The sequence below is a fragment of the Saccharospirillum sp. HFRX-2 genome, assembly GCF_043196805.1.
Classification (GTDB): domain Bacteria; phylum Pseudomonadota; class Gammaproteobacteria; order Pseudomonadales; family Natronospirillaceae; genus Saccharospirillum.
Window position 1 is genome coordinate 985,979 of record NZ_JBEBMU010000001.1, and the last position, 24,396, is coordinate 1,010,374.

22 protein-coding genes are annotated in these 24,396 nt (G+C 57.3%); 7 read left to right on the plus strand and 15 right to left on the minus strand.

Features of this window, described 5'->3' with window-relative positions; translation table 11 throughout:
- The first annotated feature begins 33 nt into the window (after positions 1-33).
- Together ABMA60_RS04695 and ABMA60_RS04700 are read left to right on the plus strand one after the other, a co-directional pair.
- Positions 34-246: a hypothetical protein gene (locus tag ABMA60_RS04695; RefSeq protein ID WP_392799441.1), complete on the plus strand. Its 213-nt coding sequence runs from the start codon at positions 34-36 to the stop codon at positions 244-246.
- Between the two features lie 7 nt (positions 247-253).
- Positions 254-733 carry an Hsp20/alpha crystallin family protein gene (locus ABMA60_RS04700; protein WP_392799443.1) on the plus strand — a complete coding sequence of 160 codons (480 nt, stop codon included), beginning with the start codon at positions 254-256 and terminating at the stop codon, positions 731-733.
- Between the two features lie 83 nt (positions 734-816).
- Here the strand turns inward: ABMA60_RS04700 and ABMA60_RS04705 are convergent, their stop codons facing one another.
- The 6 genes from ABMA60_RS04705 to ABMA60_RS04730 form a co-directional block, all read right to left on the minus strand.
- The gene (locus ABMA60_RS04705) at positions 817-2,202 is read right to left on the minus strand and encodes a hypothetical protein (protein ID WP_392799445.1); all 1,386 of its coding nucleotides are present in this window, start codon (positions 2,200-2,202) and stop codon (positions 817-819) included.
- 217 nt (positions 2,203-2,419) lie between these two features.
- On the minus strand, positions 2,420-3,760 hold the full coding sequence (gene astB / locus ABMA60_RS04710) for an N-succinylarginine dihydrolase (protein WP_392799447.1): 1,341 nt from the start codon (positions 3,758-3,760) through the stop codon (positions 2,420-2,422).
- A complete protein-coding gene (gene astD / locus ABMA60_RS04715) occupies positions 3,757-5,226 on the minus strand; it encodes a succinylglutamate-semialdehyde dehydrogenase (protein WP_392799450.1) in 1,470 nt (489 codons plus the stop codon). The genes astB and astD overlap by 4 nt, the downstream gene beginning before the upstream one ends.
- Entirely contained in the window at positions 5,219-6,268 is a 1,050-nt protein-coding gene (gene astA / locus ABMA60_RS04720; RefSeq protein ID WP_392799453.1) for an arginine N-succinyltransferase, read from the minus strand. Before astA ends, astD begins: the two co-directional genes overlap by 8 nt.
- A gap of 11 nt (positions 6,269-6,279) precedes the next feature.
- Positions 6,280-7,293 carry an arginine N-succinyltransferase gene (locus ABMA60_RS04725; protein WP_392799456.1) on the minus strand — a complete coding sequence of 338 codons (1,014 nt, stop codon included), beginning with the start codon at positions 7,291-7,293 and terminating at the stop codon, positions 6,280-6,282.
- Positions 7,294-7,367: 74 nt separating this feature from the next.
- Entirely contained in the window at positions 7,368-8,573 is a 1,206-nt protein-coding gene (locus ABMA60_RS04730; RefSeq protein ID WP_392799459.1) for an aspartate aminotransferase family protein, read from the minus strand.
- A 434-nt stretch (positions 8,574-9,007) separates the two neighbouring features.
- Here ABMA60_RS04730 and ABMA60_RS04735 point away from each other — a divergent pair, with 434 nt between their 5' ends.
- Positions 9,008-10,339: a DEAD/DEAH box helicase gene (locus ABMA60_RS04735; RefSeq protein WP_392799461.1), complete on the plus strand. Its 1,332-nt coding sequence runs from the start codon at positions 9,008-9,010 to the stop codon at positions 10,337-10,339.
- A gap of 85 nt (positions 10,340-10,424) precedes the next feature.
- On the plus strand, positions 10,425-11,420 hold the full coding sequence (locus ABMA60_RS04740; RefSeq protein WP_392799464.1) for a prenyltransferase: 996 nt from the start codon (positions 10,425-10,427) through the stop codon (positions 11,418-11,420).
- A 6-nt stretch (positions 11,421-11,426) separates the two neighbouring features.
- Here ABMA60_RS04740 and ABMA60_RS04745 read toward each other — a convergent pair whose 3' ends face one another.
- Both ABMA60_RS04745 and ABMA60_RS04750 read right to left on the minus strand, forming a co-directional pair.
- Positions 11,427-12,386, minus strand: coding sequence for a GlxA family transcriptional regulator (locus ABMA60_RS04745; RefSeq protein WP_392799466.1), 960 nt, complete (start codon positions 12,384-12,386; stop codon positions 11,427-11,429).
- A gap of 100 nt (positions 12,387-12,486) precedes the next feature.
- A complete protein-coding gene (locus ABMA60_RS04750; RefSeq protein ID WP_392799469.1) occupies positions 12,487-13,413 on the minus strand; it encodes a choline sulfate utilization transcriptional regulator in 927 nt (308 codons plus the stop codon).
- 116 nt (positions 13,414-13,529) lie between these two features.
- Between ABMA60_RS04750 and betC the strand changes: the two genes are divergently transcribed.
- From betC to ABMA60_RS04765, 3 genes are all read left to right on the plus strand, one after another.
- Complete coding sequence (betC, locus tag ABMA60_RS04755) at positions 13,530-15,053, plus strand: choline-sulfatase (RefSeq protein ID WP_392799473.1); 1,524 nt, start codon at positions 13,530-13,532, stop codon at positions 15,051-15,053.
- Positions 15,054-15,104: 51 nt separating this feature from the next.
- Positions 15,105-16,049, plus strand: a complete 945-nt coding sequence (gene choX, locus ABMA60_RS04760; protein ID WP_392799475.1) for a choline ABC transporter substrate-binding protein — start codon at positions 15,105-15,107, stop codon at positions 16,047-16,049.
- A 231-nt stretch (positions 16,050-16,280) separates the two neighbouring features.
- A complete protein-coding gene (locus tag ABMA60_RS04765) occupies positions 16,281-18,113 on the plus strand; it encodes a methyl-accepting chemotaxis protein (protein ID WP_392799478.1) in 1,833 nt (610 codons plus the stop codon).
- On the opposite strand, the gene ABMA60_RS04770 is transcribed toward ABMA60_RS04765, so the two are convergent.
- The 7 genes from ABMA60_RS04770 to hslV all read right to left on the minus strand — a co-directional run bounded on the left by ABMA60_RS04770 (position 18,110) and on the right by hslV (position 24,271).
- Entirely contained in the window at positions 18,110-18,856 is a 747-nt protein-coding gene (locus ABMA60_RS04770; protein WP_392799481.1) for a TrmB family transcriptional regulator, read from the minus strand. The genes ABMA60_RS04765 and ABMA60_RS04770 overlap by 4 nt on opposite strands.
- The gene (locus ABMA60_RS04775; RefSeq protein WP_392799484.1) at positions 18,856-19,569 is read right to left on the minus strand and encodes a hypothetical protein; all 714 of its coding nucleotides are present in this window, start codon (positions 19,567-19,569) and stop codon (positions 18,856-18,858) included. Before ABMA60_RS04775 ends, ABMA60_RS04770 begins: the two co-directional genes overlap by 1 nt.
- Positions 19,570-19,644: 75 nt before the next feature.
- On the minus strand, positions 19,645-20,058 hold the full coding sequence (locus tag ABMA60_RS04780) for a hypothetical protein (protein WP_392799486.1): 414 nt from the start codon (positions 20,056-20,058) through the stop codon (positions 19,645-19,647).
- A gap of 99 nt (positions 20,059-20,157) precedes the next feature.
- Entirely contained in the window at positions 20,158-21,621 is a 1,464-nt protein-coding gene (gene ubiD, locus ABMA60_RS04785; RefSeq protein WP_392799489.1) for a 4-hydroxy-3-polyprenylbenzoate decarboxylase, read from the minus strand.
- Between the two features lie 392 nt (positions 21,622-22,013).
- Positions 22,014-22,394 carry a gamma-butyrobetaine hydroxylase-like domain-containing protein gene (locus tag ABMA60_RS04790; RefSeq protein WP_392799492.1) on the minus strand — a complete coding sequence of 127 codons (381 nt, stop codon included), beginning with the start codon at positions 22,392-22,394 and terminating at the stop codon, positions 22,014-22,016.
- A 1-nt stretch (position 22,395) separates the two neighbouring features.
- A complete protein-coding gene (gene hslU, locus ABMA60_RS04795) occupies positions 22,396-23,742 on the minus strand; it encodes an ATP-dependent protease ATPase subunit HslU (protein ID WP_392799496.1) in 1,347 nt (448 codons plus the stop codon).
- Positions 23,743-23,752: 10 nt separating this feature from the next.
- Positions 23,753-24,271 carry an ATP-dependent protease subunit HslV gene (gene hslV / locus ABMA60_RS04800; protein ID WP_392799499.1) on the minus strand — a complete coding sequence of 173 codons (519 nt, stop codon included), beginning with the start codon at positions 24,269-24,271 and terminating at the stop codon, positions 23,753-23,755.
- Positions 24,272-24,396 lie beyond the last annotated feature (125 nt).

Genomic DNA, 24,396 nt, shown 5'->3' on the forward strand with positions numbered 1-24,396 from the left:
TGTGTAGCCAGAGCGGGTGGTGTCGATCGGTGTATGCATTGCGATTTCAACAAGCTCGGCACCGCCGTTGATATAGATCAAAAAACAATCAATTCGCCACTTGAAGGTCTGGCGGTCGCACCTATATTTCGCCTTGCCAACGTTGGCAGTGACAAAAAAGGAGGTGGCAATTATGAGCAACAAAATGTTGTCAGCTTCAAAATTCGCGCCCCGGAATTGGTTCAAGCACGAAGAGCGACAAGCTGACCAGAGAATGCCAAGCCGGTCCTATGGTTTTCCGGTTTCGCGTCTACACGAGGAAATGGATCGTTGGTTCGATGATGCCCTGCGTACTTTCGGCTGGCCATTAAGCGAACGGGCAATTGATCCTTTTGCTGGTGAAGAGTCGTTGATGCTGATGCCCAGTGTCGATATCCACGAAGGCGACAAGGCGTATCGCATCAGTGTGGAAGTGCCTGGCGTTGAGGAGTCTGATCTTAAGCTGGAAGTCGATGGCCATCAGTTGGTCGTCAGCGGTGAGAAGCTGCAGCACAGCAGCGAAGGCGAAGAGGGCGACAAAGCTTACCGGGTGGAACGTCGTTATGGTCAGTTCCGTCGGGTACTGAGTCTGCCGGAAGATGCCTTGGTCGACGACATCAGCGCGCGTTTTCGCAATGGTGTGCTGACAGTCACCGTGCCGCGTGATGAGAGTCGGGTTGATGTGGGTCGACATATTACCATCGAAAAAGCCTGACCCGATATTGAAAAGCCCGCTTCGGCGGGCTTTTTTTGAATGTTATAAAAGCCTGTTGCAAAGACAAACTCTCTGCAGGCTGATCAAGGAATTTTGAGCTGAGTGTTTGCCAGCGTCACCGTCTTTTGCTGATCGCCAGGTGCGCTGAATACTTGGTTGAGCTGCCAGTTGGTTGAAGCCGTTCGGGTAAAAACCTGGACCAGGCCGCTACCGAGAGCCTGGCTAGACGTTTTACCTCTGCGCTCAAAAGAGCCGATCGCCAACACAGTACCATTGCCATTTAAACTGACCGAATGACCAAAAAAGTTGGCGTTGTGTGGCGTCGTTGATCGCAATGTTTCCTGTAGATGCCAGCGTCCGCTGGCTAACCGTCGATACAGATAAACGGCGCCACGGGTGCGCGGATATTGCTCATCGCTGTCGATCAATACCGGAGCGCCAATGGCCAGCACCTGGCCATCGCCACTGAGACTGATGGCGTAACCAAAGGCGGATTCAAAACTGTAGCGGCTGGGCCCTATGATCGTTGGTTTCTGCCAGCCGGTCAGGTCGCGTTCAAAGATCTGGACAAAACGCAGTGGGCCAGTTGATTGCCCGGGATCATTATTGGTTGTGCTAACAGGGTGATTAACAAATTCGTACTGGCTGGCAATGGCTAACACATCGCCAGCTTGACTCAAGCTGGTCGGTAGAGCTGGGTAGTCGGCAGGGCTGTCGTCGAACTTAGGTGAATCGGCGGATCGACGCCATGTGTCCACGCCTTTACGAGTAAAAATATGAGCAAGGCTGCGTTGGCCTTTGCGGCTGCCAACGGTCAATACCTGAGCATCGGCATCAAGCTGAACGGGGTAGCCAAAGCGATCGGTGGAGCTTGATGCTTTCAATATTACCGGCGGGTTCCAGTGGCCTTCCGAATGGTTAAAAAGGTATACCGATCCCGCTGAACCACTACCATTATTGATGCGGCGAAATTGACTGGATGGCGCGCCGATGGCCAACACAGTGCCATCTTTATTCAGGCTTAAGGTAGCGCCGAACAGGTCACTGGGCTGAGGCGGTAACCATTCCACCAGATTGATCATGGCGTTGTGATGCAAGGTTAAGGTATTGGAGGGTTTGCATCCGGCAATATTGCAACTGAGTACGCGGTAGTCTTGGGTCGAGCGACCGTAAAGGGGCGGCGACATTCGGTAGTGCAACAAATCGCCTGGCAAATTAGCGGCCAGGTCGACAAAGTGGTCACTGTCTTCTGTTCTTTCCTGAAGGTGATAGAGCGTCGCCCCTGGCGCTGCCTGCCATTGGAAATGCAAGGCATGGTCTTCGTCAAAGTCCAGGCTGAGCTCCGTCTGTGAAGGAAAGACGCTGGGCTCTTTTGGGTAGTAAAAGTTTTCGGCGCCCGCCGAAAGGTTGATAAAAAAACACACCAAACTGCTTAGTGGATAAAAAACCGAAGTCATAACTCTGTGCATCAGGCGAATATCCTCGATCGGATTGGCTGCCTGCGGTGCTCGTTAAAGCTAAGGTCCGCCAATCCTTTGACGTGACTGTTAAGCATACTCCCTCATCGTTTGAGTAAGCGTTTTATTCACAGTGGTATTTTTCGAAAAAAATGCGTTATTGCCTTTGATTCGTGAGACTTTTTGCCACTTTTATCGAAATCGACCTGATATAAGCCTCGGCGCAGCCTTAACGCTGGAAAGGATAGAGTGATCCGAGTCCGGTGATTTGAGTCAATTCATCCAAGGCGGTCCGGCTTTCCAGCAGCAATTGTGGGTCGGCCAGATCGGCCTGGGTCAGACGATCCCGATAGTGTCGATCGACCCAGGCGTTCAGATCGTTAAACAGCCGGTTGGTAAGAATCACACCGCTGTTCATGGCCTGATACTCGGTTTCGTTTAAGGCCACGCGCAAGCGCAGACAGGCCGGACCGCCGCCGTTTTGCATCGACTGTTTCAGGTCGAATACTTCCACTGCATCGATCGGGTTGTGGGCATCTGCCACCAGACGATCCAGGTAGTCGGAAACCGCTGCAATTTCGCGGCACTCTCCCGGTACGACCAGAGTCATTGTTGCATCATCCATGCTCAACAGCTGGCTGTTAAACAAGTAAGAACGGACCGCATCATCCAATGATACCTCGGCACTGGAAACGCAGATGGCGATCAGTTCGACATCACCCAATTTGTGCTGTAGTTCCTCCAACACCGACTGCGTATTGGCGAACGCCTGGTCGTGATAAAACAGCACATTGCGGTTGCCAACGGCGATAACGTCGTTATGAAAGACGCCGGCATCGATGGTCTCGGGTTTTTGCTGGGCAAAGACGGCGTTGCGATCATGCAAGCCATGCAGGCGGGCAATGGCCTGGCTGGCTTCGAGCGTTTGCCGGGCGGGAAACTTATTGGGTTTCGGTGCGGCATTGTCGAAGGCGGCCTGACCATAAACAAAAAGTTCAACGCCCGGGGCATCGTAATCGCCACAAAAACGAGTGTGATTGGCGGCCCCTTCATCGCCAAAAAAACTCACCGGTGCCAGCGCGTCGTGGTGCGCAAAATACTGCTCATCCGCGAAGATCGACTGCAACATCCGTGTTGTTGTCGGGTGTTCAATCGAGCGATGGAATTTGGCGTTCAGATTGGCGGCGGTGAAATGCACCTTGCCATCCAGGGTATCGGCGCTGGGAGAAACCGTGGCGGCATTAGCCGTCCACATGCACGAAGCCGAACTGACGGCGCTGAGAATTTCCGGGTTCTGTCGTGCGACTTTCTCCAGTACTTGCGCATCGCTGCCGCTGAAACCCAGGTTACGCAGCGCCCAGATCGCCGGTCGTTCGTGCGGCAATAAAATGCCTTGACGCAAACCCCGGTCGGCCAGCGCTTTCATTTTGCGCAAGCCTTGTTTGGCAGCCTCTTTAGGATTCGAGGCGGACTGCTCGTTCGACAGCGAAGCAATATTACCGTACGACAAACCGGCATAGTTGTGCGTCGGTCCGACCAGTCCATCGAGGTTCATTTCAAAGGCGCTCATAGGTTCATACCCGGCGAAGTCTGAGCGGGTTTTTCCAGGGTTTCGCTTTCCATGGACGCAACCGGGTAAGAGCAATAGTCGGCGGCGTAATAGGCCGAAGCACGATGGTTACCGCTGGCGCCAACACCACCGAAAGGGGCCGTGCTGGCGGCGCCGGTAATCGGCTTATTCCAGTTAACGATGCCGGCGCGAATTTCTTCGAGGAACCAGTCGTACTTGGCTTTGCTGTTCGACAGCAAGCCGGCCGACAGACCATAACGCGTGTTATTGGCACCCATCAGCGCATCTTCGAAATGATCGTAACGATAGACGCTGAGCAGTGGGCCGAAATATTCGGTATCGGGAACATCGCGGGCGTCGGTCAGGTCAATAATGCCGGGTGTCAGCAAGGCCGTACCGGCTTCGGCGGATTTCATTTCCAGCAGAATCTTACCGCCAAGATCGACCAGATTACGCTGAGCGGTGAGCAGATTTTCCGCTGCCGACAACGACACCACCGAACCCATAAAGGGTTGCTCTTCAGCGTCCCAGTGACCGACGCTGAGTTTGCGGCTGGCTTCGATCAGCTTGGCCAAAAAGGCATCGCCGGTCTCTCCGCGGGGTATAAACAAACGGCGCGCGCAGGTGCAGCGCTGGCCTGCAGAAATAAAGGCACTGAACAGCACATGATGCAGAGCGCCTTCGACGTCGATGTTGTCGTCGACAATCAGCGGATTATTGCCGCCCATTTCCAGTGCCAGAATTTTCCCGGGTTGCCCACCGTATTGCTGATGCAACAGCTCACCGGTGTTGGACGAGCCGGTGAAAAACAGACCGTCGATACCCGGATGACCAGCCAGCGCAACACCGGTTTCCTTGGCGCCCTGAACCAGGTTGATCACGCCATCAGGCAGGCCAGCAGCTTGCCACAGCTTCAGCGTTTCCTGACCGGTTTTTGGCGTCAATTCGCTCGGCTTGAAGACCACGGTGTTGCCGGCAATCAAAGCCGGAACGATGTGGCCATTGGGCAAATGACCGGGGAAATTGTAAGGACCAAAGACCGCCACCACACCGTGCGGACGATGCCGTAAGACCGCTTCGCCGCCGGGAATTTCCGAGTGCTTTTCGCCGGTGCGTTCGTCATAGGCTTTAGCGGAAATAGCGACTTTGCCGATCATGGCGCCGACTTCGGTGCGCGCTTCCCACAAGGGTTTGCCGGTTTCGCTGGCAATGGAATGGGCCAGGGCTTCTTTGTGCGTTTCCAGCAATTGAGCGAAACGCTCGCAGATGGCCAGGCGCACATCGAGGGGCGTTTTGCGCCAGGCGCGAAACGCAGAACGGGCGCTGTCGATGGCGCGATCTACATCGTCGGCATTGGCCGTCTTGCCCGACCAAACGACCGCCTGGCTGATCGGGTCGATGGATTCGAGCAGTTCGCCCTGGCCGTCTTGCCAGGTGCCGTTAATAAAGAGGCTGGATTCAGACATGAGTCGTCTCCGGTCGCAGCGACACAGCCCGGACCGAGTCGCCCTCGGCGACTTGCAGTGTTTCGGCCTGGGCGGCGCTTAAGTGAAGGGTGGATTCGTTGATGGCGCTGGTGGCGATCAGGCGCACCCGGAAGTTGTCGAAGCCGCGGTTGGATACCAGCGTTAAACCGTCTTTACGGGTCAGGTCTGGTTGCGCTGCCTGATCGTCAATCTTGACGCTGTACAGTTCGCTGTCACGCACGGCGCGGATCTCTTTGATCTTAGCCGAGACGGTCGGACCGCCATCGAAAATGTCGATGTAGCCGTTAAAGTCGAAACCTTCGGCTTGCAGCATCGCCAGCGCCGGTTCGGTGTCCGGGTGTACCCGGCCGAAGGCTTCCTGCGCATCGGCAGAGAGCATGGGTACATAGATCGGAAACTTGGGCATCAGCTCGGCAATAAAGGCTTTGTCACCGAGGCCGGTTAAGTAGTCGGCGTCGGAAAACTCCATCTGGAAAAAATGTCGGCCCAGACTTTCCCAAAACGGCGAGCGACCTTCTTCGTCAGAATAGCCGCGCATCTCGGCAATGATGTCGCGACCGAACAATTGCGGATGCTCGGCGAGAAACAGATAGCGCGCTTTACTGAGCAACTGACCGTTCTGATTTTTGCGGTAATTGGGCATCAAAAACAGCGTGCAGATTTCCGAGCTGCCGGTCAGGTCGTTGCTTAAATAAAGCGTGCGGGTGATCTTATGCACGCCGATGTCTTTCGACATATGAACGGTTTTGCCAACGTGATAGTTGTACCAGATGTCGTCGTGACCAATGCTGGCTTCGAGCGCACAGATGCCGGCAATCTCATCGTTTTCAGGATCGATCATGGCAAACAGATAGAGCCGATCTTTTTCTTCCAGATCGCGCTTGAACGAGGCCACGGCTTTGTCGAGTTTGGCCTGCATCTTCTGGCGGTTGTCGGGCAGAGTGGTGACTCCGACGCCGGAGTTTTTGGCCATCAAATACAGATAATCGATATCGGCCGGTGTGACGGGGCGAATATACATGGCAGTCTCCCTTACAGCGGCGCGTAGGCGATGGGGTCGCCTTCGGAGACGCCCAGTGCTTCGGCGACATCCAAGGGCAGACGAATGGTTTCCCCGATGCCATCGACCAAGGTGCCGATGGTGCAACGGAAGTCTTTCAGCGAGCGGTTGCAGATCAGATATTTCAAACCACCGACCACATCACTGGGGCGCGCTTTTTTGAAGCGCACCTGCTTGATGGTGTGCAGATCGCGTACTTCGCCAGACAACACCGGGCCGCCATCGAACGGGTCGATAAAGGGCGTTTTTGCAAAACCTTCGCGATAGAACAGGCTGCAGGCGCGGTTGGCCGCTTCCTGATTCTGACCGATGGTATTGCGCGCCCGTTCCGGCAGCAGTGGTACATAAACCGGGTGCTGGGGAATCAGCTCGGACATAAAGGTTTTGCTTTTTACCGAGCAATAATAATCGGCGGTATTAAAGTCGATGCCGAAGAAGTGGCGACCGACACCATCCCAGAACGGACAGTCACCCTTATCATCGAAAATACCCTGTATCTCGACAATCACCTGACGCTGAAAGCGCTCCGGCAGACAGGCGATAAATAACAGTCGTGCGCGCGACAGCAATTCGAAAGCGTCGGTTTTTTTCAGCTTCGGTTCGATGGAAAACGAGCGCAGCAAGGTTTTGCCGGTCAGCTCATGTGACAAAAACAAAATCGGTACTTTGGCGCTCACATTGAGGTTGTGCGAGGCGTGTACCACTTCATCGAGGCGGTAGTTAAAAAACGGATAACCTCCACCGGCTTCGGTATCGAGTCCGGACGTGCCCAGCAGTTTCTGTTGGTCGCTGTCTTCGAGCACAAACAAAAAGGCAGCGGGGCCATCCTGATCGAGACCGGAGGCAAAGGCATCTTCGGAGGCGGTGATTTTTTCCGACAGCTTGTCGCGTTCCTTGGGCAAAGTAGTAACGCGGGCGTCGGTAGTGTGCAGCAAACGCTCGATGCTGGGCAGATCGGCGAATTGACTCGGTCGGACGACGAGCATGATGGTTCCTCTTGCTCTTGCGCAAAGGGGCCAGTGAGGCCCCGTTAAACCAGATGGTGCAGCAGCTAAAGCCGTTAGCCGACAAAACGGGCGATGGCTTTTTCCAAACGTGCCAGGCCTTCATCAATGTCGGCATCGGGCACGTTCAAGGCCGGAGCCAGACGCAGCACGTCGGGGCCGGCAACCAGACACAGCAGGCCTTCTTCCAGCGCCAGTGCGAGCAGGTCTTTGGCCTGGCCGGCGCGGTCGTCGGTCAGTTCGCAACCGATCAGCAAGCCCATGCCGCGAATGTCTTTGAACACTTTGTACTGCTCATTGATGCGCGTCAGGTCATCGAAATAACGCTGCGATTTGGCGGCGACGCCATCGAGTACGCCGTCGTTGGTCAGCACATCCAGCACCGCCAATGAGACCGCGCAAGCCAGCGGATTGCCGCCGTAAGTGGAGCCATGGGTACCGAAACCGAGGCTTGGTGCGACGGCATCGGTGGTCAGCATGGCGCCGATCGGGAAGCCGCCACCGAGGGCTTTGGCGGTGGTCAGAATATCGGGTGTAACGCCGTAACGCTGGTAGGCATAGAGCGAGCCGGTGCGGCCAACGCCGGACTGGATTTCATCGAAAATCAGCAAGGCGCCGTGCTTATCACAGAGTTCGCGCAGGCCTTGCAGATAGCCATCAACGGCCGGCGTAATGCCACCCTCGCCCTGAATCGGCTCAACAATAATGGCGGCGGTTTTGTCGGAAATGGCCGCAGCCATGGCATCGAGATCGTTGTAAGGCACATGGCTGATGCCGCCCGGCGTGGGCTCAAAACCTTCTTTGTATTTGGCCTGGCCACCGACGGAGACGGTGAACAACGTGCGGCCATGGAAAGATTGCAGCGTGGAGATGATTTCGTGTTTTTCCGGGCCGACGTTCAGGTAAGCATGGCGACGCGCCAGCTTCAGCGCCGCTTCGTTGGCTTCGGCGCCGGAGTTGCAGAAGTAGACCTTGTCGGCAAAGGTCAGGTCGGTCAGTTTCTGCGCCAGTTCGATGGCCGGTTCGTTGGTCATCACATTGGCCAGATGCCACAGTTTTTGGCCTTGTTCGGTCAAAGCCGCGACCAGTTTGGGATGGGCGTGACCGAGCGCGCTGACGGCAATGCCGCCGGCGAAGTCGATGTATTCGCGGCCGTCCTGATCCCAGATTCGTGAACCTTGGCCACGGACCGGAATGATTTTGCCCGGCGCGTAGTTGGGGACCATGACTTGATCGAACTGTTCTCGGGTAATGGCGCTCATATCGACTTCCAGTAGTAGTGTGGGAGACAGCGGTGGCTCTTGGCTTCGCAGCGGGCCACCCAGTTTGGATGAAACATTCTAAGGATAAGCGATGCCCAGCGGTTACGTCGGTGCGACATGCGGTTATATCGCTAGGGCATCGCTCGAAGGTTAGCGCGGGTTCGCCAGGGCTGCTGCGGAATCCAGCCAGGCGCGGGCCTGGCAGGTACTCAGACTGTCGGCAAAGGCAAAGTCCGTTATTGATGTCATGGCAACAATCCTTGGTGGTTAAATTCTGATCCCGTTCGGCAGTATGGCCGATGGCTGGGGCGGGGTTTAATAGGCCTATTGTCCTGTTAAGGCGTGCTAAAAGCATTCAAGGCGGGTCGCCTCTGCTATAGTCGCGCCCGATAAACCATGACTTCCAATTCGCTTTTTTGCAGGTAATCCGCGCCGTGTTCGACAGTCTTAAATTGCCACCGCCCCTTGCCACCGCTCTGACCAAGCAAGGCATCACTGAACCGACCGACGTCCAAGAAGCCGTTATTCCGGCGGTGATCGACGGTCAGGATTTATTGGTTAGCGCCCAGACCGGCAGTGGTAAAACAGTCGCCTTCGCGCTGCCGCTGTTGTTGCGCTATAACCAGCCGGCACCGCCGAGCATCGGTATTCGTGCTTTGGTGCTGGTGCCGACCCGCGAACTGGCGCGACAGATTCATCAGGTTTGCCGCCAACTGGGGGCAGGGATTGGTGTGGGCAGTTTCAGCCTGACCGGTGGCGCGACCTTTAAAGAGCAGAACGCGGCGCTGCGCAAAGTGCCGGATATTTTGATCGCGACGCCGGGTCGTTTGCTGGAGCACCTGAAGCAGGGTTCGGTCGATTTAAGCGATATTGAATGTCTGGTGCTCGACGAAGCCGATCGCATGCTCGATATGGGGTTTCGTGAGGATGTGCTGAGCATCATCGAACGCTGCCCGGCGCAGCGGCAGACTTTATTGTTGTCCGCCACCCTCGATCACCGGGGCGTCACTGGTCTGGCCAAACAATTACTGCACGAGCCGCAAACCATCGCGCTGCACGAAGCGCGGGCGGTGCCGGAAAACATCGCTCAGCAATATCTGCTCACCGATGACGATGCCTTTAAAGAAAAACAAATACTGGCGCTGTTGGCGTCCGCCGGCAAAGAGCCGGTGATTATCTTCACCAATACCATCGCCAAGGCCGAACGCTTGCAGGCGCGGTTGCGCAATGGCGATCGGCGCTGTGGTTTGCTGCACGGCAACTTGTCGCAGGATGAGCGCAATGCCGTGGTCAGCGGTTTGCGCAGTGGTAAATTTAAAACCCTGGTCACCACCGATGTGGCGGCCCGTGGTCTCGATCTGCCCCATGTTTCCATGGTGATCAATTTCGACCTGGCGCGTAAGGGCGATGAGTATGTGCATCGCGTCGGCCGTACCGGTCGTGCCGGTGAGGCCGGCAAAGCGATCAGTCTGATTGCCTCCAACGACTGGAATTTGCTGGCCAGCATTCAGCGTTACACCGGCCAGACTTTTGAACGCATTGAACTGCCCGGTTTGAAGAGCTCCTATCAAGGACCGGCCAAGGTGCGAGCCTCGGGCAAAGCTTACGGCAAGAAAAAGCCGAAGAAGAACGCCGATGCAAAAGCCAAGGCTAAAGCCAAAGCTAAGACCAAGAACAAAAAATCAGCGCCCAAGCGGCCGCGCTCAACCCCGGCAGAACGCGATGGTTCGGCGCCGATGAAACGGCGCAAACCCGCAGCCGACTGAGTCGTAGTGACTTTGGGCCAGCTGTGTTGTCGGGTAACTTTGGTACAGTGATTGACGGTTTAACACTGAACTGACGGAGTTTGCGATGATTCCCAGCTGGCACGAAGTACTGACCAAAATACCGCGCCTGGAAAGCGGCGATTGGCAGGCCATGGGTCTGCTCAAGCGCTGGTTCGTTGCCACCCGGGCGGCGGTTTTTGTGATGACGCTGTTTTCTGCCCTGATCGGCATTATTCTCGCCATTCCCAATGCGCACTTCGATGCGCTTAACGCTGTCCTGGTTTGCCTTGGCTTAGTGCTGGCGCACGCCACCAATAACCTGATCAACGACTGGACCGATTTCAAAAAAGGCGTCGATAAGGACAACTACTTTCGCACTCAATATGGCCCGCAACCGCTGGAAAGTGGTCTGCTCAGCGAGCGCCAGTTGTTTGGCTACATCGCGCTGACCGGCGGCCTGGCGATGATGGTGGGCGCGGTACTGATTGCGCGCAGCGAATTGCAAACCCTCTACTGGATGCTGGCCGGCGCTTTCTTTGTGTTGTTCTACACCTGGCCGCTGAAATACATCGGCCTGGGTGAGCCGGCGGTGTGGATCGTCTGGGGACCGCTGATGGTGCTGGCGTCGTCGCTGGTGGTGTCGGGTGACTACAGCAGTACCGCAATTTGGGTCTCGTGCCTGTACGGCATCGGCCCGACTACGGTGGTGTTCGGCAAACACATCGACAAGTTAAAAGAAGATACCGCCAAGGGTGTGCGTACTTTGCCGGTGCAGCTGGGCGAGCGCATCAGTCGCGCCAGTGTTCTGGGGTTGTGGCTGGTTCAGTACGTCGGCGTGATGCTTGGCGTTGTGCTTGGCGCTTTGCACTGGGCATATCTGATTATCCTGCTGGCGCTGCCCAAGTTGTTTGAAGCCTGGCGCCGTTATCGCCAGCCGCGCCCGGAATCCTGCCCCGATGACTGGCCCGAACAGGCCTGGCCATTGTATCTGGTGCACGTGGCCTTTCTGTACAACAAGCGCTTCAGCACGCTGATGTTTTTGGGTGTGGTGCTGAGTGTGGTGTTGCCCGCCATTTTCTAGAACGGCTTATTTATCCACCGCCATTTGCTGATGCAGGCTGCGATCTTCCGAGGGCGTCAGGCCGTATTGATTGCGGTAGGCGGTGGAGAAATGCGCCCCGGAACTGAAGCCGCAGCTTAAGCCGATGTCGGCGATGCTGTCGTTGTGGGCAAGCAGACGGGTGCGCGCCTTTTCCAGGCGGATTTGTAAGTAATAGCGGCTGGGTACGGCGTTGAGATATTTTTTGAACAAGCGCTCCAGCTGTCGCCGGCTGATGCCGACGTGGTAAGAGACGTCGTCGGTACTCAGCGGTTCTTCGATGTTGGCTTCCATCAGTTCCAGCGCTTCGGCGAGCTTGGGCTGCTCAGCGCGGGTGCGCTCGCTCAGTTGTTGCGGCAGGCTGTCGGACGGAACGCCTAAACGCTCATTGACGAAATGCCGCGATACCGCCTCGGCGGTGTCGGCGCCCAGACTGCGCGCTATCCACATCAGCATCATGTCCAGACTGGCGCTGCCGCCGCGGCAGGTCAGGCGGTTGCGATCGATGCAGAACTGCTCCGATGCCAGCATGATTGAGCGATGCTGCTTCAGCAGTTCGTCATACCCCAGCCAGTGCACCACGGCGCGATAGCCATTCAATAAACCGGCTTTGCCCAACACATAACTTCCCGATGCCAGTCCGCCGAGCGCGCAATGTGCCGGCAGGGCGCGTAGAAAATCCTCCAGCCCGGGTGTCGCCGGATGCCGCGCCGGCGAGGTGCCAGCGACAATCCAGACATCGGCCTCGGGTGCGTCTTCCAGCGAATAGGCGGTGTCCATGCGGTTGCCCAGGCTGGAATGGGTCTTGTTGCCCGATAGGGCCACGGTAAAGGCACTGAAACGGTCTTCACCGGTCAGGTCGTTACACACCAACAGCGGTTCCATGGCCGAGACGTATGCCATGGATGAGTAGCCGGGCAGCAAAATAAAGCCGATTCGCTCGGTCACCTTGGGGTGAACTCCTGTCTGAATAAGGTCGGTAGGCGCAGATCGCTCAGCGATGATACTGGGCTCGGGCGCTCAGACCAAGGCGACTCAGTCCAGGCGGCTAAGACGGACCTCGTTTGGACCGGCTTTCTGCCTGCAGCCAATCGGCCAGTGTCAGCACTTGCGGTGCCAATCGCTGGTGGCTGGAAAACGCCAGGTAATAACCCAGATCATCATCGCCGCCGAGCAGGTCATCCGTTAGGGCGACCAGTCCACCGCTGGCTAACATGGGCTCAATAAAGGGTGACCAGCCGATGGCCACGCCCTGACCGGCCAGCGCCGCCTGCAGCAGCAGAGTGTAGTTGTTAAAGATCAGCTCGGCTTCGCGCGGTACCCGACCCAGTCCCAACCTGGGAAATAACGCCGGCCAGTCAAACCAGCCGCTGTGATAGTCGGCTTCCAGTTGCAGTAACGGCAATTCGGTCAGTGATTCCAGCCGGGCTGGTAATTGCAGCCGATCAAGCAGCAGCGGACTGACCACGGGCGTGACCGCCTCACTGAACAGCTGACGCGCGGGCGCCTGGAGGGTGGAGCCGCGCGCGAACAGGATGGCGATGTCGGCCTCGGCCTGGTCCGGCAGTAGCGGTTGCTGGGAGGTGATGATGCGCACATCGACATCCGGATGGGCGTCCCGGAAGCGGCGCAGGCGCGGCAATATCCAGTAGGTGGCGATGGCGAAATCGGTGACCAGGTTGATCACCGCGCTGCCACTGTGCTGGCGCGCTTCGGCATAACCCTGGGCCAGCCGGCTTAGCCCATCGGCCACGGCTTCGTAAAGCTGCTGGCCGGAGCGGGTCAGGCGCACGCCGCGTGGCTGGCGTTCAAATAAACGCAATCCCAAATCTGCTTCAAGGCGGTGCACGTGTTGGCTGATGGCGGGCTGAGTACTTTCCAGTGCGCTTGCAGCGGCGGTGAAGGAACCCAGTCGCGCTGCAGCTTCGAACGCCTGCAGGGCGGCTAAAGGCGGTAGATTGCTTTTTTGGTGCATAAGTAAAACTTATGGTTTCTATAAGTTGAGGGCCAGTTTACAGCCGTTGCTTAGCCAAACACCATGACAAAGAGATGACCAAACATTTGAATTTCTTATAGTCAGAGTGATCCAAGATGCCCGCCAGCCAACCTAATATTCTGATCTTGATGGCCGACCAACTGGCCGCGCCGACCCTGTCGATTCACGATGCCAACAGCCCGGTGCAAACGCCTAATATCCAGGCTTTAGCCGATCGCGGTGTGGTGTTCGATTCGGCCTACTGCAACAGCCCGCTCTGTGCGCCGTCGCGTTTCGTGTTTATGACCGGCCGCTTGCCATCGAAAATCGGCGCTTATGACAACGCTGCTGAGCTGCGTTCCGATGTACCGACCTTCGCGCACTATCTGCGTGAAATCGGTTATCAGACGGCGCTGTCCGGCAAGATGCATTTCTGTGGCCCGGATCAACTGCATGGCTTTGAGCAGCGCTTTACCACCGACATCTACCCGGCCGATTACGGCTGGGCGGTGAACTGGGATGGCGATGCCAGCCGTCCGACCTGGTATCACGATATGTCGTCGGTCACTCAGGCCGGGCCTTGCGTGCGCTCCAATCAGCTCGATTTTGACGACGAGGTGGTGTTTCACGCCAAGCGTTACCTCTACGACCGGGCGCGTGATGACGCTGGCGAGCGGCCTTTCTGTCTGACCGTGTCGATGACCCACCCGCACGATCCTTACGCCATTCCCAAGGAATACTGGGACCGGTACCGCGAAGAAGATATTAAGCTGCCGTCGCTGAGCCATGCCGAGGCGCCGAGCGACCCGCATTCTGAGCGGCTGCGTGCCCTCTATCAGGCTGATACCACCGAGATCAGCGAACAGCAGATCCGCAACGCCCGCCGTGCTTATTACGGTGCCATCAGTTACGTCGATGACCAGATCGGCACGCTGCTCGATACGCTGGAAGAAACCGGCATGGCCGATAACACCATCGTCGTGTTCTGCGGCGATCACGGCGACATGCTGGGCGAGCGCGGCCTCTGGTACAAGATGAGCTTCTTCGAGTGGTCGACGCGGGTGCCGATGATCGTCTGCGCGCCCAAGCAGTTCTCAGCTCGGCGGGTAAAAGAAAGCGTCTCGACCATGGATCTGCTGCCCACGCTGGTGGAGCTGGCCGGTGGCGGTATCGATTATGCGACCGATCTGGAAGGTCGCAGCCTGGTGCCGCATCTCAGCGGTCGCGGTGGTCATGACGAAGTGATCGGCGAATATATGGGCGAAGGCACGGCCGCGCCGCTGTTGATGATTCGCCGCGGCGACTACAAGTTCATCCATTCACCCATCGACCCTGATCAACTCTACAACCTGGCTGAGGATCCTCAGGAAATCCGCAACTTGGCTGATGACCCGGCAGAAGCGAAACGCCTTGCTGCCTTCCGTCAGGAAATTGCCGACAACTGGGATCTGGATGCGGTGCATCAGGATGTGCTCGACAGTCAGCGTCGCCGGCGTTTGGTTGCCAGCGCTTTGAGCAAAGGCAAGGTCACCGCCTGGGACCACCAGCCGCACACCGACGCCAGCGTTCAGTACATGCGCAACACCCTGGATCTGGGCGATCTGGAAAGGCGCGCTCGTTTTCCACGCCTGGCCGACTGAGGTCAGGTTTATCCATTCACCCATCGACTGACCCAACCAAGAGGAAACAAGATGAAACTTAACGTTCGACCGGGACTGATCTCCCTGGCCATCTGCGCCGGTGCCGTCGCGACGGCGGCTCAGGCAGAGGTGGCCGAGCAATGCCAGACCGTGCGTTTAAGCGATCCGGGCTGGACTGATATCGGTGTCACCAACGCCATGACCACCACCGTCTTGGAAGGCCTCGGCTATGAAACCGACGTCAGCCTGCTGGCCGTGCCTATCGGTTTTCAGGCGTTGGGCAGTAACGAAATTGACGTCTTCCTGGGCAACTGGATGCCGGCCCAGCAGGGTTTCTTCGATGAATACCGCGATGGCTTCGATCAGGTTCGCGCCAACCTCGAAGGTGCCAAATTCACTTTGGCGGTGCCGCAATACGTGCAGGATGCCGGCGTCGAAAGCTTTGCTGATCTGGCCGAATACGGCGAGGAATTCGATCACAGCATTTACGGCATCGAACCGGGTGCGCCGGCCAACGAATCGATTCAGGCGATGATCGACAGCGATGATTTCGGGCTGAACGATTGGGAGCTGGTGGAATCGAGCGAGCAGGCCATGCTGAACCAGGTGGGTCGTCAGGTGCGTGGCGAAGACTTTGTGGTCTTCCTGGCCTGGGAACCGCATCCGATGAATCTGCGTTTCGATCTGGCTTATCTGTCCGGCGGTGACGACTACTTCGGCCCCAACTATGGCGGCGCTACGGTTTATACGCTGACCCGCAAAGGTTTCAGCGATGAATGCGCTAACGTCGGCCAACTGCTCGCCAACCTGGAGTTCAGTCTGGATATGGAAAGCGGCGTGATGGGGGAAGTGCTCAGCGGTGATGCCGATGCCGAAAGTGCTGCCCGCGCATATCTGGTTGCAAACCCGCAAGTGCTGGAAAGCTGGCTGGACGGTGTTGAAACCGTCGACGGCAAACCGGGCCTGGCCGCCGTGCGCAGCCACCTCGGTCTGTAATTGTCCAAAAGTCTCCCCCTTGTCTTCGAGGGTGTTGCCTCTGTCGCTGTGGCGGCAGGGGCTTTTTTGAGCGCAATGATCAAGTTGGCTAAATTTGGGTCGATAACAACCGAAATAGACCTGAATTGACTTGAACGTAGCGAATGATCGGCTAATTCTCCGTCGCTTCAGGCCTGCTGGCGTCCGGCTTTGTTAAACTGGACGTTCTGTATCCCCCAGACGAGGTCGACCATGTTGTCAGTTAAATCATTGCATCCCAATCGTTGGTCGCTGTTTGTGCGTACCCAGGTGTTGGTTGCATTGATGGTGTTGCTGTTGGCCATTGGCTTCGCCTGGGTGTTGTTTGGTTTGCAGCAGCTGGTGGAGCGCAACCGCGGGCAAATTGAACGCGTTGACCAGCAGCAGGTAACCCTGGCGCACCAGAACGAGGTCGTGCAGGCGCAGAAAGCGCAACTCACCCAGCAACAGCAAACACTGGAAGATCAACGCAATGCACTGGCGCTGCAGCAACAGGCCAGCGTGGTCTTGCAGCTCTATCCCGAATTTTTATTTTGGCGCTTCGCCTCAACGGCGTCACAGTCCCAGACCGACATCGGTGAAGGTGATCGCGCCGAAGAACAACTGCGTGAGGCCGTGGCGGTATTGTCGGATCTGGATGCCGATCTGGGCGAGGCCATGGACGTCTTCCTGCTCGATCTCGACAGCTTCAACGAACGCATCAGTGACGCCATCGAAGCGTTCCGGGCCGGCGATGACGCCGGTGGCCGGCGTATTGTGCAAACCACCCAGTCACCCTTTATTTCCATGAACACCATGGCCGAGGTGGTGGCTGACATGGCCAATGAAGCGGTGGTGGCGGCCAACGATCGAGTGGCCAGCTCGCTGCAGGAACTCGAAGCGACGGTGCTTGATGTTGAGCAGGCGGCAGCCAGTGTGGGCGATGCCGGCAACAGCCTGGTGAGCGACATTGAGGCCGTCGTTGAACAGGCTAATGCCACCGGCGTTCAGGGCTGGATCACTCTGGCAGTTATCGGCCTGTTGTTTTTGGCCGTCGGCTGGGTGCTGTCGCGCTCGGTCAGTGGTCCGGTGTTGCAGTTGCAGCGCTCCATTAAGCACATTGATGAAACCGCCGATCTGACCGAGCGGATTCATCTGAAACGTCAGGACGAGGTGGGCCTGATCGCCCAAAGCGTCAACGCCATGCTGCAAAGCTTCGGCGATATCATCCGCGACGTACGCCAGGGCGCGGGTGCGGTGGCCGAACGGGTCGGCGATAACAGTCGCGCCAACGAAGAAGTGGGCCGCATTCTCGATCGCTTGAACGAAGAAGTGGAGCAGGTTGCCGCTGCCATTAACGAGTTGTCGGCGACAGTACGAGGTATTAATGAAAGTACCTCGGCGGCGGCAGAACGGGCGTCTCAAGCCGAGCAGGAATGTCGTCTGGGGGCGGAGCGCTCGCGCGCCAGTGGTGAACAGGAAGCGCGCCTGCAAAACGAGATCAGCACCGCTTCGACCAATCTCAATCGCCTGGCGGAACGCGCCGGCGACATTCAGGCGGTGATTGATGTGATTCAGGAGGTTTCCGAACAGACCAATCTGCTGGCGCTAAATGCCGCCATCGAAGCGGCGCGTGCCGGTGACTATGGCCGCGGCTTTGCGGTGGTCGCCGAGGAAGTCCGCACTCTGGCGCAGAAAACCGAGAACTCTTCTGCCGAAATCAAGACCATGATTGAGCAGTTTGCCGCCGAAGTCGGCACCACGGTCGAGGCCATGGGACATGCGGTTGAGTCGGCCGAAGCCGCCGGTGCGCTCAGTGAAGAGGCCAGTCAGGTGATGGACGGCGTGTTCGCCATCGTTGCGGAAATCCGCGCCACCAACGAACACATCTCCCAGGCGACGCAGGAACAGAGCGAAGCCACCGATTCGATTGATGGCAGTGTCACCAGCATTGCCAGCCTGATTTCCCAGGTTGCCGATCAGGCGCAGCATACTGTCGCCGGTGTGCATGAAATTGCCGAACAATCCGCTCGGCTGCGTCGTCAGACCGAACGTTTTACTGTTTAAAGCGAGTTCCACAGCGTATTAAAAATGGTCTGCTGAGTGTTGGCGATGGTCGGTGAGTTGATCACCACGGCGGTTGGTAAATCGCCGTGACTTAACGAAATCATCGCCATCTTCGGCGGGTAGATGGCGATGTAACTGCCAGCATGTTCGCTGGAGGCTTCGTCGATCCACTTGCGATCCGCCAGCGCCGCTTCCTCGCCGCCTTCGCCAATCGCAATCACCCGCACGTTGATACCCAATTTAACCCGTTGGCGGGTGTAGTTTGGAAACGGCCGGTAGAGGTATTTGCGAATCGCTTTGGCCGAGTAGATGCAGTAAGACGGGTCTTCCTGTTCGCTGACGGTGGAAAGGATGTCTTTCAGTACCAGTTCGATGCCGTCATCGCCTTCGTAATAATGCACATCGGCGTTGCCGGTTGCCGGCCGCAGGTGGCTCAGTTCCGGGATGACTTTTTCATCCAGCAATTCCATGGCTTCGCTAACTTGCTGCTGATGATTCAGCGCCAATTCTTTCAGTCGCTTCGGCGGTTCAGCGCTGAAATGGCGGCGTTTGCCTTTGGGGAAATAACTGACCACGCCTTTTTGCTGCATGCGTTTGAGCAGCTCATGGGTGGTGCCGCGGTTGATGCCGGCGCGGTCGGCGATGTCGCGAATCGACGCCGGACCCGACTGCAGCAGCGCTAAATAGATGCGCGTCTCACGCGGTTCCAGGCCAAAGATGCGCAGTACGTCAGCGGTATTCATCAGGCTGTCCTCGGGGCAAATTGAAACACGTCGCTGAGCATGGCGTCGGGGCGAAAGCCATGCTCGGTCAGCGCATCGAGCAGGGTGTAGACCATGGCTGGCGAACCGCAGCAGATCGCCTGGCAGGCTTGCAGATTATCGTGATCGCCGTGGATGGCGTGTACCAGCATCTGGTGTTTATCGTCCCAGTGGCCCTGTTCGAAAATCAGCGCTGAGGTATGGACGTTGGGGTATTGATCGGCCCAGTTTTCTGCGCGTTCGAGCATATACAACTGGCTCAGCCGGTGGCCGGACCAGTACAGATAGATCGGTCGCGTGGCGCCCTGCGCAAGGAGGTCTTCAAGAATGGATTTGACCTGACTGAAGCCGGTGCCGGAGGCAATTAACAGCAGTGGTCCGGTCTCGGTGGGCAGGTTGCTCAGCCGGGTTTCGCCGCCGGGCGCGGTAAATTCGATGGATTCGGCCTGTTTCAGCCAGGTGATCAGGGCGTCGGCCTGGTCGGTTCCGGCCTGAATATGCAGTTCAATGCAGGGATTCTTGGGGGCCGAAGCGATGGTGTAATAGAGGTCGTTGAAACCGGGAACCCGTAATTCCAGGTATTGGCCCGCTTCAAACGGGTAATCGTCGAGCGGTTTCAGTTGCACCTGCCAGACGTCGCCGGTTAAGGCTTTAAGGTCGTGGAGGGTGGCGGTGTGCAGCTGGGGATCGGACACAAAAACGCTCCGTTTGGACAATGTCAATGGACATTATACACAGCCAAACGAAGCGCTGAATGGGGCTTGATTAGATCAGGCAGCGAGCGATTCGCTATGCTGCAAACCCGGGGCGTGCTGTTCGAGCAATTCCAGTGCCACTGGCTGGTTGCCGCGATAGCTGACGCGAATGCGCTGGCCGGCTTGCAGCGCGGAAGCTTGCGGCAGGCTGAGCACCAGGATGTTTTGCACATAGGCTTCACTGGCGTCGAAATCGACCTGGCTGAGCGGCGCCGGACGGCGATAGATATGCCACAGATGCACGATGTCGATCAGCACGATAAAGCCGTTCAGCAAAGCCACCGGCCAAGCTTGAATCATCAAGCCGTAGCTGGCGAAGGTGCCAGCGCCGATCAGGTTGATCCAGCGCAGTTTGCGGATGTCGCCCATCATCAAAGAGATGGCGATTAAAACTGAACCGATGTAGCCGTAAATTTCTAACCACTGCATAAATGAGCTTCCCTACTGTTGTTGATAAATCGCGTTACTTGAACGAGCGGTCAGGATTTTAATATTGAGTGCCGGGAAATCAAGCTCGGACCGGCATTATTACAGGCCCAGCTTGAGCATTAATTCGTCCACTTTTATGGACACCTGCGGGTCTTTGGCAATGGGGCGACCCCACTCGCGGTCGGTTTCACCCGGCCATTTGTTGGTGGCATCCATGCCCATCTTGGAGCCGAGGCCGGCCACGGGGCTGGCAAAGTCGAGGTAATCGATGGGGGTGTTGTCGATCAGCACCGTATCGCGCTTGGGGTCCATGCGCGTGGTCATTGCCCAGATAACGTCTTTCCAGTCGCGGGCATCGACGTCGTCGTCTACGACGATCACGTACTTGGTGTACATAAATTGCCGCAGGAACGACCAGACGCCCATCATCACCCGCTTGGCGTGACCGGCGTATTGCTTCTTCATGCTGACCACGGCCAGTCGATAGGAACAGCCTTCCGGCGGCAGATAGAAGTCGACGATTTCCGGGAACTGCTTTTGCAAAATCGGCACAAAGACTTCGTTCAGCGCCACACCCAAAACCGCCGGTTCGTCCGGCGGCCGGCCGGTGTAGGTGGAGTGGTAGATGGGATTAGTGCGATGCGTCATGCGCTCGACGGTGAACACCGGGAAGGTTTCGGTTTCGTTGTAGTAACCGGTGTGATCGCCATAAGGGCCTTCTTCGGCGGTTTCGCCTGGGTAGAGAAATCCTTCGAGGATGATCTCGGCGCTGGCCGGCACTTTTAAATCGTGAATGCCGCATTTGACCAGTTCGGTGCGGCTGTCACGCAGCAGACCGGCAAAGGCGTATTCCGACAATGAATCCGGCACCGGTGTGACCGCGCCGAGAATGGTTGCCGGGTCAGCGCCAAGCGCTACGGCAATCGGAAACGGCTCGCCCGGTTTTTCTTTTTGCCAGGCCTGAAAATCGAGCGCACCGCCGCGATGCGACAACCAGCGCATAATCAGTTTGTTCTTGCCAATCACCTGCTGGCGATAAATACCCAGGTTCACCCGACCACCTTGCGGGCCCTGAGTAATCACCAGCGGCCAGGTGATCAGAGGCGCGGCGTCTTCCGGCCAGCAGGTCCAGACCGGCAGTTTGCCCAGATCGACATCCGGGCCTTCGAAAATTTCTTCTTGGCAGGCGGCTTTGCGCACTGTCTTTGGCGCCATCGACAGCACTTTTTTCAGCAGTGGTGCTTTGTCCCAGGCGTCTCTCAGACCTTTGGGTGGATCGGGCTCTTTCAGGTACGACAGCACCTTGCCGATCTCGCGCAGGTCCTGCAGTGATTCGGCGCCCATGCCCATGGCGACGCGCTCTGGTGTGCCAAACAAATTGCCGAGTACCGGCATATCGAAACCAGTCGGGTTTTCGAACAGCAAAGCCGGGCCGTTCTTGCGTAACACCCGGTCGCACAGATCGGTCATTTCCAGTTTGGGATCGACCGGCTCAGTAATGCGCAGCAGTTCGCCACGTTGCTCAAGGCCGGTGAGGAAGTCGCGCAGGTCGCGGTATTTCATCGGAAGGTCACTGCTTGGGAAGATGGCGGACAATGCTAATGCATCTGGGGGTTGTTTCCCAAATGGGGTGGTGGTCGGTGGCCTGGGGTGCTGCTGTCGTGGGTACGCCGTAAATACATCCCTGTAGGCTTGGGCTCGACATCCATGTCTCGCACAACCCCCGACATCAGCACCCCAGGCCACCTGTATAAGAGGTTGAGTTGTGTTCTGTTGTAGGTGGACGAAGACGGGATACAAGGTATGGGGCGAAGGGGCTGGTTTGATGGGAAGTGCGAGGCAGGGCGGTCCGACGCTTCGGTGCCGAGCCCTAGGCCCCATGGATGGGTTTACGCCGGTCCCAGCAAACCAGCCCCTTTGATCCATGCCGAACGAAAGGCAATAAACAAAAAAACCTAAAGCTGCTTCGCCCGAATAAACATGGGCTCACGGGTTTTGCCGGCAGCTTCCAGTTCGTGCAGATAGGCCTGCCAGTAGGCTTCAAACTGAACGCCCAGCTCGCGCAGATAATCCCAATCGTAGAGGCCGGAATCGTGGCCGTCATCGAACACCAGCCGCACCGCGTAACGGCCGGTGGGTTCGATGGCGTTGATGCCAACGCCTTTTTTACCGTGCTGCAACACCGCCTGCCCTGGACCATGGCCGCGCACTTCGGCTGAGCGCGAATGCACTCTCAGGTACTCGGCGCTTAGTTCGTGCACCAGGCCGTCCGGCCAGGTGATTTCCAGGACGGTGTCGGCGCGGCGATAGTTGAGGGCAGTGGGTGTCTGGCTCATATCACAGAATAAACCGGCTCAGGTCTTCGTTCTTCGACAGCTCGCCGAGGAATTTTTCCACGTAGGCGGCATCGATGGTGACGCTGTCGCCGCCCATTTCGCTGGCTCGATAAGAGAGGTCTTCGAACAGCCGCTCCATGATGGTATGCAGGCGACGGGCGCCGATGTTCTCGGTGCTTTCGTTGACCTGATAAGCCGTTTGCGCCAGCGCTTCGATGGCGTCGTCGGCGAACTCGATGGTCAGACCTTCGGCGCTCATCAAGGCTTTGTACTGCTCGGTGATGCAGTAATCCGGTTCGGTCAGAATGCGTTTGAAATCGTTGGGCGTCAGCGCATCGAGTTCGACGCGAATCGGCAGACGACCCTGCAACTCCGGAATCAGATCGCTGGGTTTGGAGAAGTGGAAGGCGCCACTGCCGATAAACAGAATATGGTCGGTGCGCACCATGCCGTACTTGGTGCTGACGGTGCTGCCTTCGATCAGTGGCAGCAGATCGCGCTGCACGCCTTCGCGGCTGACTTCGCCGCCGCTGCGCTGATCACTCTTGGCGATCTTGTCGATCTCATCGAGAAAGACGATGCCGCTTTGCTCCACGGCTTTCACCGCTTCCTGCTTGAGTTCATCTTCATTGACCAGCTTGGCAGCTTCTTCTTCGATCAGCTGCTTGAGCGCGTCCTTCACTTTCAGGGTGCGCTTTTTGGTGTTGCGGTTCTGGCCGCCCATGTTGGCGAACATGTTCTGCAACTGGCTGGTCATTTCTTCCATGCCCGGCGGTGCCATGATTTCCACGCCCATGCTTTGTTGGGCGACTTCGATCTCGATCTCTTTGTCGTCCAGTTCACCCTGGCGCAGTTTCTTGCGGAAAATCTGCCGGGTGTTGCTGTCGGCCTTGGGTTTTTCGACGCCATCGTCCCCGAAATTACTGTCGCGCGCCGGTGGCAGCAGGATATCGAGAATGCGGTCTTCGGCGGCATCTTCCGCGCGCGGCCGGGCGCTTTGCATAGCCTGTTCGCGGAACATTTTGATACCGGTTTCGACCAGGTCGCGGACGATGCTTTCGACGTCACGGCCGACGTAGCCGACTTCGGTAAATTTGGTCGCTTCAATTTTGATGAAAGGTGCGTTGGCGAGCTTCGCCAGGCGACGGGCTATTTCGGTTTTACCGACACCGGTCGGGCCGATCATCAGAATGTTCTTGGGCGTGATTTCCTCGCGCATGCTGTCGTCGAGTTGCATGCGACGCCAGCGGTTACGCAAGGCGATGGCGACAGCGCGTTTGGCGTTGTCCTGGCCGATGATGAACTTGTCCAGTTCATGGACAATTTCACGGGGAGTCATAATCGACATCAATGAGACCTCAGAGCGATTCGTAGACGGCGTTGTGGTTGGTGAACACACAGATATCGGCGGCGATATCGAGCGCCTTGCGGGTGATTTCTTCAGCACCCATCTCGGTGTTCTCGTGCAGCGCGCGGGCCGCGGCCAGCGCAAAGTTGCCACCGGAGCCGATGGCGGTGATGCCGTGTTCGGGCTCGACCACATCGCCGTTACCGGAAATCACCAGGGTGGCGTCTTTGTCGGCGACAATCAGCATGGCTTCGAGCCGCCGCAGGGCTCGGTCGCTGCGCCACTCTTTGGCCAGCTCGACGGCGGAGCGGGTCAGGTGGCCGCTGTGCTGCTGTAAATGGCCTTCGAATTTTTCGAAAAGGGTGAAGGCATCGGCGGTGCTGCCGGCGAAACCGGCGATGACGCGGTCGTTATAAAGGCGGCGAACTTTGCGCGCATTGCCTTTCATGACGGTGTTGCCGAGAGAGACTTGGCCGTCGCCACCGACGACAACAGCGTCATCGCGGCGCACAGAAACAATCGTAGTCATGCGAAATTACCTTGGGTGACTTTGAAAGTTGACTTCAAGCCAGCTAGGTGGGGGCAGGGATAGGATTTCAAAGGGAGAGCGGGTCAAGCTGTGACCTTCGACCCGATTAAAGAGACCCGCTTTCG

Bases quoted from the DNA above. Each gene is read 5' to 3' on its own strand.
- ABMA60_RS04695 (WP_392799441.1), top strand. From the start codon at position 34: ATGCATTGCGATTTCAACAAGCTCGGCACCGCCGTTGATATAGATCAA.
- ABMA60_RS04700 (WP_392799443.1), top strand. From the start codon at position 254: ATGCCAAGCCGGTCCTATGGTTTTCCGGTTTCGCGTCTACACGAGGAA.
- ABMA60_RS04705 (WP_392799445.1), bottom strand. From the start codon at position 2,202: ATGCACAGAGTTATGACTTCGGTTTTTTATCCACTAAGCAGTTTGGTG.
- astB (WP_392799447.1), bottom strand. From the start codon at position 3,760: ATGAGCGCCTTTGAAATGAACCTCGATGGACTGGTCGGACCGACGCAC.
- astD (WP_392799450.1), bottom strand. From the start codon at position 5,226: ATGTCTGAATCCAGCCTCTTTATTAACGGCACCTGGCAAGACGGCCAG.
- astA (WP_392799453.1), bottom strand. From the start codon at position 6,268: ATGTATATTCGCCCCGTCACACCGGCCGATATCGATTATCTGTATTTG.
- ABMA60_RS04725 (WP_392799456.1), bottom strand. From the start codon at position 7,293: ATGCTCGTCGTCCGACCGAGTCAATTCGCCGATCTGCCCAGCATCGAG.
- ABMA60_RS04730 (WP_392799459.1), bottom strand. From the start codon at position 8,573: ATGAGCGCCATTACCCGAGAACAGTTCGATCAAGTCATGGTCCCCAAC.
- ABMA60_RS04740 (WP_392799464.1), top strand. From the start codon at position 10,425: ATGATTCCCAGCTGGCACGAAGTACTGACCAAAATACCGCGCCTGGAA.
- ABMA60_RS04750 (WP_392799469.1), bottom strand. From the start codon at position 13,413: ATGCACCAAAAAAGCAATCTACCGCCTTTAGCCGCCCTGCAGGCGTTC.
- betC (WP_392799473.1), top strand. From the start codon at position 13,530: ATGCCCGCCAGCCAACCTAATATTCTGATCTTGATGGCCGACCAACTG.
- choX (WP_392799475.1), top strand. From the start codon at position 15,105: ATGAAACTTAACGTTCGACCGGGACTGATCTCCCTGGCCATCTGCGCC.
- ABMA60_RS04765 (WP_392799478.1), top strand. From the start codon at position 16,281: ATGTTGTCAGTTAAATCATTGCATCCCAATCGTTGGTCGCTGTTTGTG.
- ABMA60_RS04770 (WP_392799481.1), bottom strand. From the start codon at position 18,856: ATGAATACCGCTGACGTACTGCGCATCTTTGGCCTGGAACCGCGTGAG.
- ABMA60_RS04780 (WP_392799486.1), bottom strand. From the start codon at position 20,058: ATGCAGTGGTTAGAAATTTACGGCTACATCGGTTCAGTTTTAATCGCC.
- ubiD (WP_392799489.1), bottom strand. From the start codon at position 21,621: ATGAAATACCGCGACCTGCGCGACTTCCTCACCGGCCTTGAGCAACGT.
- ABMA60_RS04790 (WP_392799492.1), bottom strand. From the start codon at position 22,394: ATGAGCCAGACACCCACTGCCCTCAACTATCGCCGCGCCGACACCGTC.
- hslU (WP_392799496.1), bottom strand. From the start codon at position 23,742: ATGTCGATTATGACTCCCCGTGAAATTGTCCATGAACTGGACAAGTTC.
- hslV (WP_392799499.1), bottom strand. From the start codon at position 24,271: ATGACTACGATTGTTTCTGTGCGCCGCGATGACGCTGTTGTCGTCGGT.